The following is a 17636-nucleotide window of genomic DNA, read 5'->3' as shown; positions in this document are numbered from 1 at the left end:
AAGATGCACTTAAACAAACGAATAAGAAAATCAAAAAAATAATTCAAAGTCAACTTGAACAGTGGATCGCTGGCCTTCCTAATTATATCAAGGCTTATTTGCCGATATCACTCTGCGAAAGTTGAGTTATAGTAAATAAAATTGGGATTCCTTATTTAAAGTTCTCTTAAGAATGTAAAAGAACAAACGAACAAAACTCTATATATACATAATTCCCCATATATAAAAAGACTATAAACAAAGACCTTATTGCGGCTTTGTTTATAGTCTTAATTAAGCAAAACTAACTATTAGCTTAAGTATTACCTCAGTCTTTTTATTTTTCCAGTTCATTATCAATACATCCATGTTAAGTGCTTATTTTTTCTTTTGGAATATCCTTCTGTAAACTTAATAATTATTTTTTCCAATCCGAAGCAAATTTTTCCATTCCTTGATCTGTTAATGGATGCTGGATTAACTTTTCAATCAAACTATAAGGAATGGTAGCTATATGCGCACCTGCTAATGCGACACGAGTAACATGATCTGGGTGACGAACAGAAGCTGCAATAATTTGTGCATCTAAATTATGAATTTGAAACAATTTTGCAATTTTTTCTACTAATAATACCCCATCTTCTGATATGTCATCCAAACGACCTAAGAATGGGGAAACATAGGTTGCACCAGCTTGAGCAGCTAATAATGCCTGATTCACTGTAAAAATGAGGGTTACATTTGTTTTAATACCTTTTTGAGATAAATAACGGGTAGCTTCTAAGCCTGCTAATGTCATTGGAAGCTTAATGGTAATCTTTTCATCTCCACCATTAATTTTGATTAATTCTTCTGCCTCTTGAATCATCTCTTCTGCTGTAAGTGCATCTGGTGGCACTTCAGCAGAAACAGATTCCACATCAGAAACGACTTGAGCAATTTCTTCTATTCTATCTTCAAATTTCACCCCTTCTTTGGCTACTAAAGATGGATTAGTTGTTACCCCTGACAATATCCCAAATCTATACGCTTTTTTAATTTCGTCAATATTGGCAGTATCGATAAAAAACTTCATAATGAAACCCTCCATTACTATTATTTTTCTTCTCTTAAATATCTATTTTCAACTTTTCTAAATTAAACGATAACTGAATTATCCATAATTTATTAAAATAGATTTATAAACATATAAACTTATTTAATAGAATATCCTCCATCTATAACTAAATTCTCACCAGTAATCATATTAGCAGCATCACTTGCTAAAAAAACCGCACATGCTGCCACTTCTTCAGGATAACCAAATCGTCCTGCTGGAATAAGTTTCTTCATATCTTCTCCAACTTTGCCTGCCCATGCTTTTTCACCAAGCTCCGTTAATATAACGGTTGGAGAAATAGCATTCACTTTTATTTGATATTTTGCCCACTCCATTGCTAAGACCTTAGTCATCGATACAATAGCAGCTTTACTTGCACAGTAAGCTACATGCTTATCTAATGCAATGACCGCAGCCTGTGAGGCCATATTTATAATTTTACCTCCACCATCTATTATCATTTCTTTACCTACAATTTGAGCAAGTAAGAAAGATGCTTTTAAATTTAATTCCATGGTCTTATCCCAGTATTCTTCTGATAGCTCTTCCGCCTTTTCAAGTAAAGCCACTCCGGCTGAATTAAATAGAATATCAATCTTTCCAAATTTATCTTTTACTGTTCTGATAGCTTCTTCGATATATTCCTTTTTTGTAATATCCGTTTTTATACCAAATACTCGGTTAGAATGAATAGCTTTAGCTACTTCTACTACATTATCCTTTATATCTAATATAGCTACATATGCCCCCTTTTCTACAAAAAGCTCTGCTGTTGCTTTCCCGATTCCACTAGAACCACCTGTAACGACTGCTACCTTATCTGTTAGATTGAAATTTTTATCGAATCCTTGATATCCCATTTAGTAGCCTTCCTTTCTTCATTTTTATTAATTGATCAAACTATAGTAAGTATTTTTTTGAATTCTGCCACCACATTCTCTGGTGTGAATCCATATTCTTCTATTATTTTTTCTCCTGGTGCCGAGGTTCCAAATTTATCTATTCCTAATACCATTCCATCATTCCCAACATAGCGATGCCACCCCTGTGATGCTCCCATTTCTAATGCTAATCGAACTGAAATAGTTTTTGGAATGACAGTTTCCTTATAAGTGTTTGATTGTTTTTCAAATAAATCCCATGATGGCATACTAACAACAGATACGTTAATATTTTCTTCTTCAAGTAACCTTTGTGCCTCTATAGCTAATGCAACCTCTGACCCAGATGCTAATAGTAGACCAACCGCTTTATCTCTTTTTGATATTACGTATGCACCTTTTTTTACTCCAACATATGCTTGATCACTATTTACCAGTGTTGGCAAGTTTTGTCTTGATAGTATGAGAGCTGTCGGTGTATCCTTACTTTCTACCGATAATTTCCATGCGGCAGCTGTTTCATTACCATCTGCTGGGCGAATAGTAGATAAACCAGGCATCGCTCGTAATGAGGCAAGCTGCTCAATAGGCTCATGAGTTGGTCCATCTTCTCCTACTGCAATGCTATCATGTGTAAAAATATAGATTACTGGTAACTTCATTAACGCAGAAAGACGGATTGCTGGGCGTAAATAATCAGAGAAAACAAAGAAGGTTGCACCAAAAGCCTTTATTCCACCATGTAACGCCATTCCATTTAAGATTGCTCCCATTGCAAATTCTCGTACTCCAAACCAGATATTTCTTCCTTTATAGTTATCTGGTAAAAAATCGCCCCCATTTTTTATCAGTGTCTTATTGGATGAGGCAAGATCCGCTGATCCACCAAATAAGGATGGGAAATTCTTTGCAAGTGCTTGAAGAACTTCTCCACTCGAAGATCTTGTTGCAAGCGAATGTTCGCCTATCGAATATTTCGGAATATCCTTATCCCAATTTTCTGGTAACTCATCCTTAATCGCTCCACTTAATTGTTCTGCGAGATTTGGATATATTTCTCTATATTTCTTAAATAAATGATTCCACATCGCCTCTTTTTCAGCAGATAGATTTTTTAGTTTTTCTAAATATTCCGAAACCTCATTCGGTATATAGTATGGTTGATCATATGACCAGTCATATGATTGTTTTACTAATTGGATTTCGTCTATTCCTAAAGGAGAACCATGTGAGTCTGATTTTCCTCCTTTATTTGGAGAACCGTATCCGATTATTGTTTTAATCTCAATTAGTGTTGGTTGGTCTTTATTTTCTTTTGCTTTTTCAAGCACTTGTTGGATAGTTTCGATATCATTTCCATTCTCAATGCGATAATATTCCCATCCATATGCTTTGAAACGACTCTCTACACTTTCCGTAAAAGACATTGATAGATCTCCATCTAATGAAATATCATTCGAATCATATAAAACTATTAATTTTCCTAATTTTAAATGGCCGGCTAAAGAAGCTGCTTCTCCTGAAACGCCTTCCATTAGGTCTCCATCTCCACAAATACTATAGACGTAATGATCTACTACATTTAATTCTTCCCGATTATAGGTTGCAGCAAGATGTCTTTCTGCCATAGCCATGCCAACACTCATAGCTATACCTTGGCCAAGTGGACCAGTTGTCGCATCGACACCAGGTGTATGACCAAATTCTGGATGTCCAGGTGTTTTACTTCCCCACTGACGAAATTGGAGAAGCTCTTCTTTAGAAAGATCATATCCAGTTAAATGTAATAAACTATAAAGAAGCATGGAACCATGTCCTGCTGAAAGTACAAACCGATCACGATTAAACCAATTAGGATTGTTAGGATTATAATTCATTATTTTTGACCACAATACATATGCCATAGGTGCTGCACCCATTGGCATTCCAGGATGTCCCGAACCAGCTTTTTCAATTACATCGATTGCTAACGTCCGAATCGTATTAATCGTTAATGTATCAATATCCACTTTTTGATTAATCATTATTATGGGCTCCTTATTTTAATATCATTTATAAATACAGAAACGCTCTGTTATTAAAAATATATCTATAATAACTGTAGATATTTTCTTTTTTTATATTAAAATTCATGTTTTAAAAATTATTTTAAGGAATGTTTTGCTTCTATAAATTGATAGTTTTCGCTATCTCCTCCTATAGTAACGAAAGAATGTGTTAATCTCGATTTATCATCCATACTGCGTACCCCTTGTAAAAGCATCCCATTCGTAATGCCTGTAGCCACGAAAAAGCAATCTTCAGAACGAATTATATCGTTCAATTTCAAGACTTTATTCGGGTTTGTAATTCCCATTTTTACACAGCGATCATATTCTTCTTGATCTTTTGGGATTAATTTTCCTTGAAAATCTCCGCCTAAACATTTTAAAGCAGTTGCAGAAATAACACCTTCTGGCGCTCCTCCCGTTCCGACAAATAAATCCACATCACTTTCGTCAATAGCAGTTGCGATAGCTGCTGTGATATCTACATCAGAGAATAGTCTAACACTTGCTCCTAACGAAAAAACTTGCTCAATTAAATGATGGTGGCGAGGACGATCTTGAATCATAACGGTAATATCTTTCATTTCCTTATTTTGCGCTTGTGCTACTGCTTTTATATTATCCATTAAAGACCATTCAATATTTATACATCCCTTTGCCTTAGGACCAACTGCAATTTTTTCCATATACATGTCAGGCGCATGTAAAAGACTTCCCCTTGCAGATGCTGCAATGACACATAATGAATTATCTTGTCCTTTTGACAATAATGTAGTACCTTCGACTGGATCAACTGCAATATCAAGACTTGGCCCATTTCCAGTCCCAAGCTCCTCACCAATATATAACATTGGCGCTTCATCCATTTCTCCTTCACCAATTACAATTACTGCTTGCATATCCACTTTATTCATTTCTTCTCGCAACGATTCTGTTCCAGCACCATCTGCTAAATTTTTATTACCTTTTCCGATCCACGGAAAAGATGCAATCGCTGCTTTCTGCGAAATTGCTAAAAAATCGATTGCAAGACTTTGTACATCATCTTTTCTGAAAGCAATATTGGAAGACTTCATTATATCTCCTCCACCTTTTTTTATTCAACAAAATGAATTTTTATACATTGAAATGTATGATATTACCGAGCTCATTAACCAATCTTCTAAATGAAGAGGAAAGTATATTCACACTTTCCTCCATGTATTTTTTAAACCGTCTGTGTACTTTGGACTGTTGTTAAAAAGGTTGCAAGGATTAGATATGCAGATGTCGCACCTGGATCTTGGTAACCTAACGAACGTTCCCCTAATCTACTTGATCTTCCACGTTTTGATAAAAGATCCTTTGTAGATAACATCCCTTTTTCCCCTGCCTCAACCGCTTTTTTAAATGATGCACTGAAATCATTTGTTTGTGCAAAATGCTTTTGCAATGTTTCAACAGTTGGTTGCAAAGTATCTATCATTGTCTTATCACCAACTTCTGCTTTTCCTCTGTCCTTTACCCCTTCAATAAATGCAATCCAAAAATTAGCTAAGTCTTCATCAGATAACTCCGTTTTATTTTGAAATGCTTTAGACCCTCTCAAAAAACCAGTTGCATATAATGGTCCAACCGAGCTACCAACTGCACTTAGAAATGTTTTACCTGCCAGCACTGCAATTTTTCCGCAATCTGTTTCTTCCTTTAGATCCGTTTCTAATTTTTCATCAATTGCTTGCCATCCAATGGACATGGTAACACCATGATCTCCATCTCCTAGTTTTCTATCAAGCTCTGATAAATAATCTTTTTGTTCTTCAATTATCGTAACAACATTTTTTAAAAACCTTTTATAGTCCTCTGCCGTAAATTTCATTTTTTCGCCTCCTTATCTTTGAACAAACATTGCACAATCAGCTGGTTGATCTACTAGTTCTTTTAATTCATCATCCAATTTAATTAATGTTACCGAGCAGCCGCCCATTTCTAGAGAAGTACTATAATCACCAACATACGAACGATGGATTACAATACCTTTCTCACTTAAAATTTGCTTTACTTTACGAAACATAATATAAAGTTCCATTCGAGTAGTTGAGCCTAAACCGTTTACAAGAACAGCAACTTCTTCCCCTTGATCTAACGGCATGTCTACTAAAATATCTTGTACTAGGCGTTCTGCTACATCGTCAGCTGGTGCTAACTCCCCTTTTTCTACTCCTGGTTCTCCATGATGGCCAAGACCAATTTCCATCTCCGTTTCTGCTAGCTCAAAACTCGGCTTTCCTGTTTGAGGAAGGGAACATGGTGTTAATCCCACACCCATTGAACGAGTGTAATCGTTTGCTTTTTGAGCTACTCGAATAACTTCCGCGAAAGAATATCCATTCTCAGCAGCTGCACCTGCTACTTTTGTTACAAAAAACTCTCCTGCAATTCCACGGCGTTTTTCTATTTCATTTTTTGGCGCCGAAGCAACATCATCTGTTACTAGAACAGATCCGACTTCAATTCCACATTCTAAATCTGCTAATTCAGCAGCCATCCCAAAATTCATTACATCTCCTGCGTAATTTCCATATATATACACAACCCCAGCACCTTTATCAATTGCTTTTGTTGCTTCAAGAATTGGATCTGGTGGAGGCGAAGCAAATATATTACCAACAGCGACCCCATCTGCCATCCCTTCTCCTACATAGCCCATAAACGCAGGTTCATGCCCTGAACCACCACCAATTAGTACCCCTACCTTATTTTCACGAGATTTTTTTGCGGTAACAAGGGATCGTTTATTTTCTTCTAATTGTTTAACATATTGGGGATAAGCGTTTATATATCCTTCAATCATTTCATCTACTACATTTGTTGGATTATTGATAAGTTTCTTCATTTACTGCTACCCCTTTCAAATATTCCTGTTCTTTATCTATGATTTGTTGAACTTTTCTTCCAGAGTTACCACCAGTAAATTCTGACTCTAAATATGCCTTCACAACCTTTTTTGCTGCTTCTACACCGATAATTTGTGCACCCATCGTTAAGATTTGAGCATTATTGCTCTTTTGAGCCCGTTCTGCTGAATAAACATCATGGCACAAGGCTGCTCTTATCCCTGGTATTTTTCCAGCTGCAATTGCAACCCCTATACCTGTTCCACAAATTAAAATTCCTCTATTAATCTTTTTTTCTATAATTCCATTTCCTACTTCAAATGCTACTTCAGGATAATCTACTTCACTACAATTATCATCGCAACCATAATCTACAACCTCATGACCTAATTCTATTACATAACTTTTAATACTTTCTTTCAGAACAAAAGCATTGTGATCAGAACCTATTCCAATTCTCATTTTAACATGTCATCTCCCTATATACATACTTTTTTTCTACTTAATTCCATTTCCTTTATAGTTATATTCTTTCATTTTATTTCGTATTTGTCAATTATTATTTTTGTTTACTTTCGTTTATTTTCGGTTTTTTCTTTTTAACACCATAAAAATAGCGAGATTATTTATTAAATTCTCTCGCTATGATGCATCGTTTATTGTACAGTACTGGTATTCAGATTTATATTATCCTCTTCTACTCCCTGAACCTTTTTCTTTGGCAAATTAACAAATAACATTAAAAAAGCACTAAATAAATATAATCCAGTATATATCCAAATAATGCCTACCGTCCCAACGCTTGCAATAAATAGACCAACTAAAGCAGGTCCTACAAATGTGCTTAAACCTGCTCCAAGATTTAAAATCGACATTGCAGCCCCCCGACTTTCTGGTGCTAAAGAAGGAATTAGCGCAGATAAAGGAACATAAGCAGCGAGACAGGCACCAAAACATATCCCTACCAAAGTTGTTGCAAAATAGTTTGCTCCCATTAAATGCGGAACATAGTATATTAACGCAGTAAAAATTGCACAACCAACCCCACCAAACCACATAACTGTATTTCTCCATCCTAACTTATCTCCTATAACACCCCAAATAAGGTTAAAAATTACATTACTTGACCAAAGAGCGCCATAAATTTGTAACCATTCTGTTCTTGTAAAACCAATTTCGATCATATAGGCAGGTAAAAATACGACAAATCCATAAGCACCTGCTGTATTAATAGTACGAACAATTCCTCCTAACCCTACTTTTGGTTTTTCAAAAGCGATGGTAATTCCTTTGGCGATATATTTGATTGCTTCGGCTTTCGTTTTAAATTTTGCATTTGATTTTTCACTACTACTGTCTTTATTTATAAAAATTGCTAAAATAGCCCCAATTACTACAAATATTAAAGCACTCCATAATGTTTTTATTTCTCCTAATATCGGAAGAGCAAAGCTAGAATAATAAGCTCCTAGAACATTTAAACCCCCCGCAAAAGAAACCCAGAACCACCCAACTGCTGTTCCTAGCTTTTCACTTGGAGCATAATAGGTTAACCAAACAAGAAAGGAATAGGAGAATAGTGGGTAGCCTAGTCCTCTAAGGGAATAGGTTGGAATCATGACGGCTAAATTCATTGTTGGGATACCAATAATTAAAAATACAAGTGTACCAATAATAAATAGAGTAAATCCTAATGCCATCGCCTTTCTCGGTCCCAAAATTTCTGCTAATACACCTGAAAGCCACGCTGCAATTGCAACAGCAAAACCATAAATACTGAAAAGCAGAGCAGATTGTTGAATAGAAAGCCCATTATCTGTTAAATAAGATGATAACCAGCCTTGTTCAAGGCCATCCCCCATCATAAAAACTAATACTCCTATATACCCCAATGCCATTTTCTTATCCATACCTAACTTGGATAATAACATATTCATACTTTTCCCCCCGCTTTAGTCGTATTTTTTAACAAAAGCAGTTATTATGGAAACTCCATAAATAACTGCTTTTCATATAGCTTCCTTATTCTGCTTGGTAATTTGGAATTAGAATAACCTTTAGTGATTCCTTACCGTCTTTCACTAATTTAAAGCCTTTTTCAAATTCTTCTAAAGGAAGCTTGTGGGTGACAACTCCTTCAGTTGGCAAGTCTCCATTCATAATACCTTCAATTACTAGAGGATAGCAGTATGGTCCTAAGTGGGAACCTAATACGTCTAGTTCTTTTCTGTCGCTAATAATACTCCAATCGACTGTTACCGGCTCTTTAAAAACACTAAATTCAACAAATGTACCTAATTTACGTATTAATGTTAGCCCTTGTTCTACAGATTTTTGTGCTCCAGTTGCTTCAATATAAATATCGCAACCATACCCATCTGTCATCTCTTTAATAATTTTAGTTACATCATCTCTTAGTGGATTCAAAACAAGGTCTGCACCAAATTTTTTTGCAAGTTCTAGACGATCGTCGAATAAATCTAATACAACCAACTTTCCAGGACCCGATTTTTTAATCGCCCCAATCATACCAAGTCCTAACGTTCCCGCTCCAGCCAGAACAACGATATCACCAAGTTGAATTTTTGCACGTTGAACTGCATGGAAGGAACAAGCATACGGTTCTATTAATATAGCTTTTTCAATCGGCAATTCTTCTGGTACATGGTAGTTAATAGCTTCTTTTGTAAACTTCATATATTCTGCCATACCACCATTTACATTATTTTGAAAACCATATAAATCATGTTTTTCACACATCCAATATTGACCGCGCTTACAAAAACGACAATCCCAGCAAGGAACAATCTGTTCTGAGATTACTCTATCTCCAACTTTGTATCCTTCTACTTTATTTCCTACCGCTACAATAGTACCAATAAATTCATGGCCAGGTATCATTGGCGCTTTTATGTAAGCTGGTTGCTTCTCATCTCCCCAAAAACTTGGTGCTCCATCATATGCTTTTGCATCTCCAGCGCAAATTCCACAAGCCTCTACTTTAATTAATATTTCTTCATCAGTAATCTCTGGAACAGCTACCTCTTCTAAACGATAATCACCAGGTTCATATGCCACAATCGCCTTCATTGTTTTTGGAATCACAACTTCTTTAAATTCTTCATTAATAACAGTGTTTGTATTCATCTTTTTACTCCTTTTCATTTTTTAGTGTAGCCTATAAATTTGATATTTTATAAGACTAGTTATTTAATACATTTACTGATTTGCTAATCAAAACAAACTTTTGCTCAATAAAACAGACAACGCTTTCATTTTGCATAATTTTAAAATCCTGCAATTCACCACTCCTTATAGAATAGTATTGAAAACATTTTCTACCGCTGATAAACTAACATTATGTTTTTCACATTTTCATTATATTCCCTTTATTATCGTTTAGTCAATTTTTTATTTTATTTTTTTCCATTTGTTTTCGTTTATTTTTATTTACGAACTAATCCATTTACATTTTTTTAAAATAATGATGTAATAGTATTAATAGTTTAAATAGTACTCCTTCATTTTTTGTACAAATATAGATCTAATATATATAGGAATATAGGTGATGTAATTGAAAGAAAAAAAATTCGCGTCAGAACGAAGACAAATTATTATGAAAAAATTACAAGAAGATCAGAGAATCATTATTAAAGACCTTTCTAAAGAAATAAATGTTTCAGAAGCAACACTTCGAACTGATCTCACAAAGATGGAAGAAGAAGGATTATTAAAACGAACACATGGGGGGGCAGTTTTAGCTAATTCTGATACAGATAAAGAATTCAGCTTTTTTACAAGAGAAGGTAAAAACAAAAAAGAAAAATTAAGTATCGCAAAAAAAGCAAGTGAACTTATTTCAGACGGTCAATGTCTAATGTTTGATTCTAGTTCAACCGCTCTTGAACTTGCACGATTGCTAAATGACATGCCTTATCGCTTAACCGTTGTTACTAGTGGGATAAATACGGCTTTAGAATTACGAGATCATCCAAGTATTACAGTGATTCTGCTTGGGGGGATTGTTAAAAAAGGCTCTTTTTCTCTTGAGGGCAGTTTAGGAATCAATATATTAAATAATATTAATATTGACATTATGTTTGCTTCTGCAAACGGATTCTCTTTTGAAGCTGGCTTAACTGATTTTAGTGTTTACGAAGTAGAATTAAAAAAAGCAATGGTAGAAGCTTCAAATAAAGTTATCGCTCTACTAGATCATACAAAATTCAATAAAAATTCTATCGCAACATTTGCGAAAACCGAAGAAATAGATGGGATCATCACTAATTATGAGGTCCCAGAGGATTTTTTGGCAAAAGCACAAAAACATAAAATTGATATCATACTAACAGAAACAAACAATAGCAAATAGTAAAATTCCATTTTAATAACAAGACTTTCACTAAAAAGTACCCCAATTCTTATGAGGTACTTTTTCAATTGAATTTATGCTAATTCCCTCAATCGTTTCATCGCAGAATGAACCGTAAGTCGATGATAAGAGATCAATTGATTCCTATAAATCACTCCATAAACGCCATATGGAGTAGGAGAAAGCTTTAATAATTCTTCTCGTGTTTGTAGATGTTGGATTTCTGCCTTTATATCTAGCTTTGTTGCAGCTTCTATTACATTATCAATTGCTATATCTATATAAGGGCATTGTGCTGTTCGAAGAATGGTTAATTGGTCGTTATAACGAGTTAGCCGTTCTTGCCAATCATTAGGAAAATACGGATTTGGCACATCATCCATTTTATAGACTAATAACTCAAATCCATATGGTGCATGCTCTACTTCAACAAAGTCGTTTTTTATAAAAACTTCTTTGCTTGGTGTCCAAGAGGTTGTTGGATTTGTTATAACAATAACACCATTCTTCTTATGATCTTTAGCATCTTGAATAACCTTTTTAATTAGTTGAGTGGCATATCCTTTCCCAGTTATATTAACCCATAGGCAATGGATGACGTAGTAATTTTCCCCATATATTACTCTTGAGGAATATTCTATTGGCGTATATTCAATAAAACCAGCCAGCTTTTCATGCTCTAACAGTTGAATATATTTTAATCCTTGTCCAAATTGGTCTATTAACCAACCTTTTTTCCCTTGATAACCTGTAGACTTCGGTTTGCTTCTTAAACAATAACAGCCCTTTTCATCGATATTTTCTGTTGATAATTCGATAAACTCTATTTTATCCAACTGTTTTCTCCTTCCTATTATTCCAATTTGTTTTAATTTCACTTGAATATATCGAACATCGAGTTCCCTAATGTATTATTTCTCCTGGTTATGTAATGATAGGAACCTCTTTTTCAGATAATAAATCCTCGAAAATCATTCGATGGTCTTTAAATAATGGTTCAGGTAAATTTTCCATTTCAAAAAATTTATTAGCTAGTGATTCTCCATTTTGCGCTATTAATTCCCCTGTGAAATCTTTACAAATAAAAACTACTTGTACCATGGAGACCTGATCTCCATTAGAAAAAGTCTTATCATATTGAGATCCTGAATAAATAGCAAATAACTCCAAGCTACCTAGTTTTAATCCAGTTTCTTCAAATACCTCTCTTCTTGCAGTATCTTGAATTGTTTCTCCAAGCTCCATAAAATCGCCAGCAATCCCCCACTCGCCATTATCAGAACGCTTTTGTAAAAGAATTCTATTTTCGTTTTCAAAAACAATCGAACCTGCAACCACCATAATTATTTTTTCTTGACCAACCATTGATCTTATATGCTGAATATAATCCATACAAAGCCTCCATCTTTTTTATTTAAAATACCAATCCATTGCATTTTGATATAGTACTAAATTTGCTTCTTCTCTTATAGCATTCAAAATGATGTCTATATCAGATACTTGAAAAGGCCGCTTCGCTCTCGTGGAAGGTAAATCTGTTCCAAACATTAAAGCCGTTGGATTTACTTCATGTATTTTTTTGATAGCATTACATGGATCAAAATCAATTCTCCCAAAACCAGTTGCCTTTACCTTTACTCCTTTTTCAACCAAATATAGTAGATTTGAAAAACCAGTTTGAGATAATCCTAGATGATCAATAGACACAGCAGGAAGTTTTTCTATTAATGTAGCATGATCTTCTAAATCATTAGAATCCATATAGATTTCTGAATGCCAACCAACTAATTCAAATACTCTTCTTGCTAGATACTCCATTTGTGAAATTTCGGCAAAGCCACCACGTTTTAAATTAAATCGAATAGCTTTCACACCAACTTCATTTAATTGAATAATTTCTTCATCTGAGACACTAGCAGGTAGTTGTGTTACACCTACAAAATTACTGCCTAAATTTTTTAATGCTTGAACTAAATAAGATTGGTCAAAGCCTTGGAATGATCCTGAAACAATTGCACCACCTACTATATTTAAGTTTTTTATAGCATTTAAATAGTCATCTGAAGTAAATGTATTTGGTATATAGCCTTGATTTTCAATCAACGGGAAATGATTATCTATAATATGAAAATGCGAATCAAAGATTTTCATTTTATGTACACTCCTATGAATTATTTATCCTGCCTATGTGTTAGATCCCCTTCTAGTACAATCTGCGCTGTACCATTAATCATTTCTACAACTGTGAGACTGGTATCATTAATAAAAGGAGGTTCCCAAATTTTCTCGATTGGCAAGTCTTTAAAAATAGCCAGTAGTACTTTTATCACTACTGAATGAGTAACAAGGAGGATATTACCGGATGAATACTTGTCTTGTATTTCTTTCAATGCTTTAGATATTCTGTTTTTCACTTCAAAAAAATCTTCTCCATCAATGGATTTATACAGATGAGGAGCATTCCAAAAGAAGTCGAATTGTTCTGGATAATTATCTTTTAAATTAGCTAATGTTTCTCCTTCCCATATCCCCATATTGATTTCTTTTATATAATCATCTAAAATAAGCGGAATCTTTCTATCCCCTTTAATTAGATTCGCTGTTTTGACGGTTCTTTGACTTGGGCTTGTATAAATAGCATTAAACTCAATCTCTTTCAATCTATTTCCTAATAAGATCGCATTCTTTACTCCATTTTCCGTTAACGATGAATCACTCCATCCTTGCATCCTTTTTTCTGTATTCCATTTTGTTTCTCCATGTCTTGTTATGTAGAGGGTAAGCATTATTAAATTCTCCTAACACTAATAAATTATATAGGTTACTATTTACAATTAAATTGTATTTTTTATATCACTGGTATAATATTACCATAAAATTCTATTTAAAAGGAGTGGAGAAATGCATTGGCAAGCCTACCTACTTGGTTTTGGATCGTTTATTATACATTCTTATTAGCCATTACAATTTCGGCAATATTCAGTATTTTAAAAGGAAAACAAAAGCTTATCTCGATTTTAAGTCTTATTTTAACTTTGACTATTCCGATAATCGGCCTTATTAATAGCATCGAAAGAGATATTAATCAGAATGAGTGGGAACATTTAATTCTTTCATTACAACTGGGAGAACATTGGACCATTTTTACTATTTTTGGTCATTTATTTATCTTTATATGGTTCCTTTGGTTCCTGAAAATGATGTTCAGTAGACATCCAATGAATAACGCAAATTAACTAAGACAGGACTTTTTGGAGTCCTTTTTATCTTTTCCACTTTTTAAGTTATTGCTATTATCTTAAAGGTTTGCCATGAACAATATGCCAATGAAGATGTTTAGAGTCTTGATAATCCCCCATATTGGTAATGACTCTACATGCACCGTGCTCCCTTGTTACGTTAGCTGCTACTTGTTTTATCACTCCCAGAAGCTCCAATAATAGGAGATTGTCCCCTGCTTCTAACGTAATGAACGACGAAATATGTTTTTTGGGGATTGCAACTATATGGGTAGGATAATAAGGGTTCGTGTGATAATAAGCTAAAACATTATTTGTTTCCATTACTTTCTTAACCTCTGTTTTTCCACTAAGAACTTGGTCACAATAGAAATCTTCTGTCATCTTTCTTCCCAGCTCCTTATTGAAAGTCATTTTCTTTCACTGAAAAATCGTGTAGTCCATCAATAATCGATACCTATGTTTTTGTTCCTTTTAATCATCTTTTCTAAATTATACCATTAACATTAAGGCACTAGTTTACTATAAAAAAGAAATTATGCTCTTGAGCAAACTTCTATTCAATAAATTAGTCCATCCATTTACATTGATAAAATCTGTTTGTAGTGCTTTGAAAAATAAAATGTTAAGAAATGTTCAAATATATTTAATTTCTATCCATTAAAATAAAAGAAAATAGATAGAAAGGAACTATAAAATGATTTCACATCAAATTCTTAAAAAGGAAATTATTTCACAATTAATTGATAAAGTCGATAAAGATCAGCATTTACTTTTTTATAGTTATTTGAGTCAAAGAAAGTCGAATGTAGTGTTTATAGGTCAGTATGTAGATAATCAGCTAACAGCAATTTTGGCATTTTATAACGGGCTATCTTTCCCAGCATTTTCATTTTATCGTTTTAATCAATGGAAGGCATACCTACCGGAATTAATCGCTTTTACAAGAAGTGTCATTCAAATTAAAAAAAAATCTATTTGTGGGACCATTCTTAATCAAGATGATTTTCACCTATTTCAGTCTCAAAATTTGATTACAGGTACACCAAAACGTTTTTTTACGATGAAACACCAAGACCTATCAAAGCTGATTGAATCAAATGTCGCTACAGAAGTAAAGACAGAAGAGTTATCCAAAGTAATTAAATTTTTAGAAAATGAAAAAATGAAATTTTTTACAAAGAGCGAATTAGAGAAATATCCATTTTTAGGAATAAGAAACAGAGATGAATTTATCGCAGTAGGTGGCTTTCACTTCTTTGATCCACAGCTTGTCGAACTTGGAAACATATTAACTAGAATTGATTATAGAGGGATGGGACTTTCAAAACTATTGACTAGTCAACTAACTTACATTGGCAAAAAGATTTCTAAAGAGGTTTTTCCTGGTGTATTAGCGGAAAACCTTCCTGCTACAAATCTTTACAAAGGACTTGGCTATGAAACTACTGCTGAATTATCTATAATTAACTTTACGTTGGACTAATCTTATTCGATAAAAGGCAAAAATATTAATTGTTTTCCGAGTATTAATTAGTTATCAATACATTCGAAAATTTTTCTCACTCTTATATTCATAAAGTTTCTCCATTTGAATAAATAGTGATATTCTATAAATATGTTAAATGGACAGAGGTGAAAGACTTGAAGATTTTAAACTTTGGTTCTTTAAATATTGATAAAGTATATTCTGTTCCTCATTTTGTGTCTGCCGGCGAGACATTATCTTCTACGAATTACGAAGAATTCCCGGGTGGAAAGGGTTTAAATCAATCGATTGCACTCGCTAAAGCTGGGGCACAAGTTTACCACGGAGGGAATATCGGAAAAGACGGCTTATTTCTAAAAAATGTTTTAGCTGAAGCTAATGTAAATGTTGATTGGATTGAGGAGGATGGAAGCACAACGGGTCATGCAATTATTCAAGTCTCATCCAGTGGGGAAAATTGCATTCTATTATTTGGTGGTGCAAATAAAGAGATAACAGTCGATCAAATTAATCGTGTTCTAGAAAATTTTTCACCGGATGATATCCTTCTTTTGCAAAATGAAATCAATGAGATAGAATACATAGTAGAAAAAGCGCATCAAAAGGGATTAAAAATCGTCCTTAATCCTTCTCCAATCGATGAATCAATTACCAACCTAAATTTTTCAAAAATAGATTATTTAATTTTAAATGAAATAGAAGCAAAAGCGATTACGAACGAACAGACAAATGACAAGATCTTTCAAAAACTCTTGTCATTAAACAAACAGCTAAAAATCGTGTTAACATTGGGCAAAGCAGGCGTAATTTATAAAGATATTGTCATTGAGCATAGACAATCATCCTATAAAGTAGATACAGTTGATACTACCGCAGCAGGAGACACATTTTTAGGATATTTCTTAAGCCAAATTTCTCAGCATGCCGACATAAAAAATGCATTAAAAATTGCTTCTAAAGCAGCATCAATTGCCGTAAAACAAAAAGGTGCTGCTTCCTCTATCCCTACTATGAAGGAAGTTATGGAGTCTATTTAAATATTTGCTCATTAATAAGGTGTACTTTTCAAGTAGACAAAGAATGAATAATCCTTGCAAAAAAATACATACTCCACTTTGCTGTTATTTGCCAAAGTGAATCATGTATTTTTTTGCTTCTTGTGCCTTATTTATTTTTATAACCAAATCGTTAAGTTCTTCAGAATTTCTTCTTTTTTTATTGGACAAAACGATATCTAAAAATGTTGAAAACGACTCAGGAGGAATGAGCGTTATTCCGTAATATGCTAGTCCATTAGCAGGTCGTTCATAAGTATGAAAATATGTTTTCATCATCGCTACTTGCCCTATTATCTCTACTATAAAATCATCATTTACTGCAATACAATCATAAAGTTCTGGTGTGTAATGATTGTATGCTTCCTGTTTATTAAAATTTTCGATGATACCAAATTCATGAAAAATAGCCATACATCCTTTCAATAATTATATAATTCTATTTCGCACATTTTCTGTTTATCATAAATAAAACTCCTCGTATAGTAAGTTTATAGTCCTCTTTCGAGGTAATTTCCAATTAAAATATTGTTCTTTGATAATTCTATAGATGTTAGTTCAGATAGTGGGGGGCTAGCCCCCCACTATCTGAAAAAGT

At 33.8% G+C, this 17636-nt stretch carries 19 protein-coding genes; 4 read left to right on the top strand and 15 right to left on the bottom strand.

All coding sequences use genetic code 11. The features are described from left to right. Positions 1–397: 397 nt before the first annotated feature. The 9 genes from fsa to QQZ16_RS18990 all read right to left on the bottom strand — a co-directional run bounded on the left by fsa (position 398) and on the right by QQZ16_RS18990 (position 10030). Complete coding sequence (fsa, locus tag QQZ16_RS19030) at positions 398–1054, bottom strand: fructose-6-phosphate aldolase (RefSeq protein WP_284561673.1); 657 nt, start codon at positions 1052–1054, stop codon at positions 398–400. Between the two features lie 119 nt (positions 1055–1173). Continuing rightward, positions 1174–1938 carry an SDR family oxidoreductase gene (locus QQZ16_RS19025; protein ID WP_284561672.1) on the bottom strand — a complete coding sequence of 255 codons (765 nt, stop codon included), beginning with the start codon at positions 1936–1938 and terminating at the stop codon, positions 1174–1176. A gap of 35 nt (positions 1939–1973) precedes the next feature. Beyond that, entirely contained in the window at positions 1974–3983 is a 2010-nt protein-coding gene (gene tkt / locus QQZ16_RS19020) for a transketolase (protein WP_284561671.1), read from the bottom strand. Between the two features lie 119 nt (positions 3984–4102). Continuing rightward, positions 4103–5083: a class II fructose-bisphosphatase gene (glpX, locus tag QQZ16_RS19015; protein WP_284561670.1), complete on the bottom strand. Its 981-nt coding sequence runs from the start codon at positions 5081–5083 to the stop codon at positions 4103–4105. A gap of 131 nt (positions 5084–5214) precedes the next feature. After that, positions 5215–5865: a dihydroxyacetone kinase subunit DhaL gene (gene dhaL, locus QQZ16_RS19010; RefSeq protein WP_284561669.1), complete on the bottom strand. Its 651-nt coding sequence runs from the start codon at positions 5863–5865 to the stop codon at positions 5215–5217. A 12-nt stretch (positions 5866–5877) separates the two neighbouring features. Beyond that, on the bottom strand, positions 5878–6882 hold the full coding sequence (locus QQZ16_RS19005) for a dihydroxyacetone kinase subunit DhaK (protein ID WP_284561668.1): 1005 nt from the start codon (positions 6880–6882) through the stop codon (positions 5878–5880). Further along, a complete protein-coding gene (rpiB, locus tag QQZ16_RS19000) occupies positions 6863–7345 on the bottom strand; it encodes a ribose 5-phosphate isomerase B (RefSeq protein ID WP_284561667.1) in 483 nt (160 codons plus the stop codon). Before rpiB ends, QQZ16_RS19005 begins: the two co-directional genes overlap by 20 nt. A 194-nt stretch (positions 7346–7539) precedes the next feature. Next, the gene (locus QQZ16_RS18995; protein WP_284561666.1) at positions 7540–8820 is read right to left on the bottom strand and encodes an MFS transporter; all 1281 of its coding nucleotides are present in this window, start codon (positions 8818–8820) and stop codon (positions 7540–7542) included. Positions 8821–8905: 85 nt separating this feature from the next. Then, positions 8906–10030, bottom strand: coding sequence for an MDR/zinc-dependent alcohol dehydrogenase-like family protein (locus QQZ16_RS18990; RefSeq protein ID WP_284561665.1), 1125 nt, complete (start codon positions 10028–10030; stop codon positions 8906–8908). A gap of 469 nt (positions 10031–10499) precedes the next feature. Between QQZ16_RS18990 and QQZ16_RS18985 the strand changes: the two genes are divergently transcribed. Next, positions 10500–11255 carry a DeoR/GlpR family DNA-binding transcription regulator gene (locus tag QQZ16_RS18985; protein ID WP_446715462.1) on the top strand — a complete coding sequence of 252 codons (756 nt, stop codon included), beginning with the start codon at positions 10500–10502 and terminating at the stop codon, positions 11253–11255. A gap of 74 nt (positions 11256–11329) precedes the next feature. Here QQZ16_RS18985 and QQZ16_RS18980 read toward each other — a convergent pair whose 3' ends face one another. The 4 genes from QQZ16_RS18980 to QQZ16_RS18965 form a co-directional block, all read right to left on the bottom strand. After that, positions 11330–12091, bottom strand: coding sequence for a GNAT family N-acetyltransferase (locus tag QQZ16_RS18980; RefSeq protein WP_284561663.1), 762 nt, complete (start codon positions 12089–12091; stop codon positions 11330–11332). 88 nt (positions 12092–12179) lie between these two features. Continuing rightward, complete coding sequence (locus QQZ16_RS18975) at positions 12180–12647, bottom strand: NUDIX hydrolase (protein ID WP_284561662.1); 468 nt, start codon at positions 12645–12647, stop codon at positions 12180–12182. A gap of 18 nt (positions 12648–12665) precedes the next feature. Then, positions 12666–13406: an amidohydrolase family protein gene (locus QQZ16_RS18970; RefSeq protein WP_284561661.1), complete on the bottom strand. Its 741-nt coding sequence runs from the start codon at positions 13404–13406 to the stop codon at positions 12666–12668. A gap of 20 nt (positions 13407–13426) precedes the next feature. After that, the gene (locus QQZ16_RS18965) at positions 13427–14041 is read right to left on the bottom strand and encodes a histidine phosphatase family protein (protein ID WP_284561660.1); all 615 of its coding nucleotides are present in this window, start codon (positions 14039–14041) and stop codon (positions 13427–13429) included. A 120-nt stretch (positions 14042–14161) separates the two neighbouring features. Here QQZ16_RS18965 and QQZ16_RS18960 point away from each other — a divergent pair, with 120 nt between their 5' ends. Beyond that, the gene (locus QQZ16_RS18960) at positions 14162–14491 is read left to right on the top strand and encodes a hypothetical protein (protein ID WP_284561659.1); all 330 of its coding nucleotides are present in this window, start codon (positions 14162–14164) and stop codon (positions 14489–14491) included. Positions 14492–14548: 57 nt separating this feature from the next. On the opposite strand, the gene QQZ16_RS18955 is transcribed toward QQZ16_RS18960, so the two are convergent. Continuing rightward, positions 14549–14878 (bottom strand): HIT domain-containing protein, encoded by a 330-nt coding sequence (locus tag QQZ16_RS18955; RefSeq protein ID WP_235249601.1) that lies wholly within the window; start codon positions 14876–14878, stop codon positions 14549–14551. Positions 14879–15191: 313 nt separating this feature from the next. On the opposite strand from QQZ16_RS18955, the gene QQZ16_RS18950 reads away from it, so the two are divergent. Then, positions 15192–15980, top strand: a complete 789-nt coding sequence (locus tag QQZ16_RS18950) for a GNAT family N-acetyltransferase (RefSeq protein ID WP_284561658.1) — start codon at positions 15192–15194, stop codon at positions 15978–15980. Between the two features lie 158 nt (positions 15981–16138). Then, positions 16139–17020 carry a ribokinase gene (locus tag QQZ16_RS18945; RefSeq protein ID WP_284561657.1) on the top strand — a complete coding sequence of 294 codons (882 nt, stop codon included), beginning with the start codon at positions 16139–16141 and terminating at the stop codon, positions 17018–17020. Between the two features lie 84 nt (positions 17021–17104). Here QQZ16_RS18945 and QQZ16_RS18940 read toward each other — a convergent pair whose 3' ends face one another. Next, on the bottom strand, positions 17105–17452 hold the full coding sequence (locus tag QQZ16_RS18940; RefSeq protein ID WP_235249588.1) for a short-chain dehydrogenase: 348 nt from the start codon (positions 17450–17452) through the stop codon (positions 17105–17107). Between the last annotated feature and the right edge of the window lie 184 nt (positions 17453–17636).

It is taken from the genome of Bacillus sp. T2.9-1 (assembly GCF_950097965.1).
Taxonomy (GTDB): domain Bacteria; phylum Bacillota; class Bacilli; order Bacillales; family Cytobacillaceae; genus Niallia; species Niallia hominis.
Note: the sequence above shows the minus strand (reverse complement) of the source record. Positions and strands in the feature narration are given on the sequence as shown.

Bases quoted from the DNA above. Each gene is read 5' to 3' on its own strand.
- fsa (WP_284561673.1), bottom strand. From the start codon at position 1,054: ATGAAGTTTTTTATCGATACTGCCAATATTGACGAAATTAAAAAAGCG.
- QQZ16_RS19025 (WP_284561672.1), bottom strand. From the start codon at position 1,938: ATGGGATATCAAGGATTCGATAAAAATTTCAATCTAACAGATAAGGTA.
- tkt (WP_284561671.1), bottom strand. From the start codon at position 3,983: ATGATTAATCAAAAAGTGGATATTGATACATTAACGATTAATACGATT.
- glpX (WP_284561670.1), bottom strand. From the start codon at position 5,083: ATGAAGTCTTCCAATATTGCTTTCAGAAAAGATGATGTACAAAGTCTT.
- dhaL (WP_284561669.1), bottom strand. From the start codon at position 5,865: ATGAAATTTACGGCAGAGGACTATAAAAGGTTTTTAAAAAATGTTGTT.
- QQZ16_RS19005 (WP_284561668.1), bottom strand. From the start codon at position 6,882: ATGAAGAAACTTATCAATAATCCAACAAATGTAGTAGATGAAATGATT.
- rpiB (WP_284561667.1), bottom strand. From the start codon at position 7,345: ATGAGAATTGGAATAGGTTCTGATCACAATGCTTTTGTTCTGAAAGAA.
- QQZ16_RS18995 (WP_284561666.1), bottom strand. From the start codon at position 8,820: ATGAATATGTTATTATCCAAGTTAGGTATGGATAAGAAAATGGCATTG.
- QQZ16_RS18990 (WP_284561665.1), bottom strand. From the start codon at position 10,030: ATGAATACAAACACTGTTATTAATGAAGAATTTAAAGAAGTTGTGATT.
- QQZ16_RS18985 (WP_446715462.1), top strand. From the start codon at position 10,500: ATGAAAAAATTACAAGAAGATCAGAGAATCATTATTAAAGACCTTTCT.
- QQZ16_RS18975 (WP_284561662.1), bottom strand. From the start codon at position 12,647: ATGGATTATATTCAGCATATAAGATCAATGGTTGGTCAAGAAAAAATA.
- QQZ16_RS18970 (WP_284561661.1), bottom strand. From the start codon at position 13,406: ATGAAAATCTTTGATTCGCATTTTCATATTATAGATAATCATTTCCCG.
- QQZ16_RS18965 (WP_284561660.1), bottom strand. From the start codon at position 14,041: ATGCTTACCCTCTACATAACAAGACATGGAGAAACAAAATGGAATACA.
- QQZ16_RS18955 (WP_235249601.1), bottom strand. From the start codon at position 14,878: ATGACAGAAGATTTCTATTGTGACCAAGTTCTTAGTGGAAAAACAGAG.
- QQZ16_RS18950 (WP_284561658.1), top strand. From the start codon at position 15,192: ATGATTTCACATCAAATTCTTAAAAAGGAAATTATTTCACAATTAATT.
- QQZ16_RS18940 (WP_235249588.1), bottom strand. From the start codon at position 17,452: ATGGCTATTTTTCATGAATTTGGTATCATCGAAAATTTTAATAAACAG.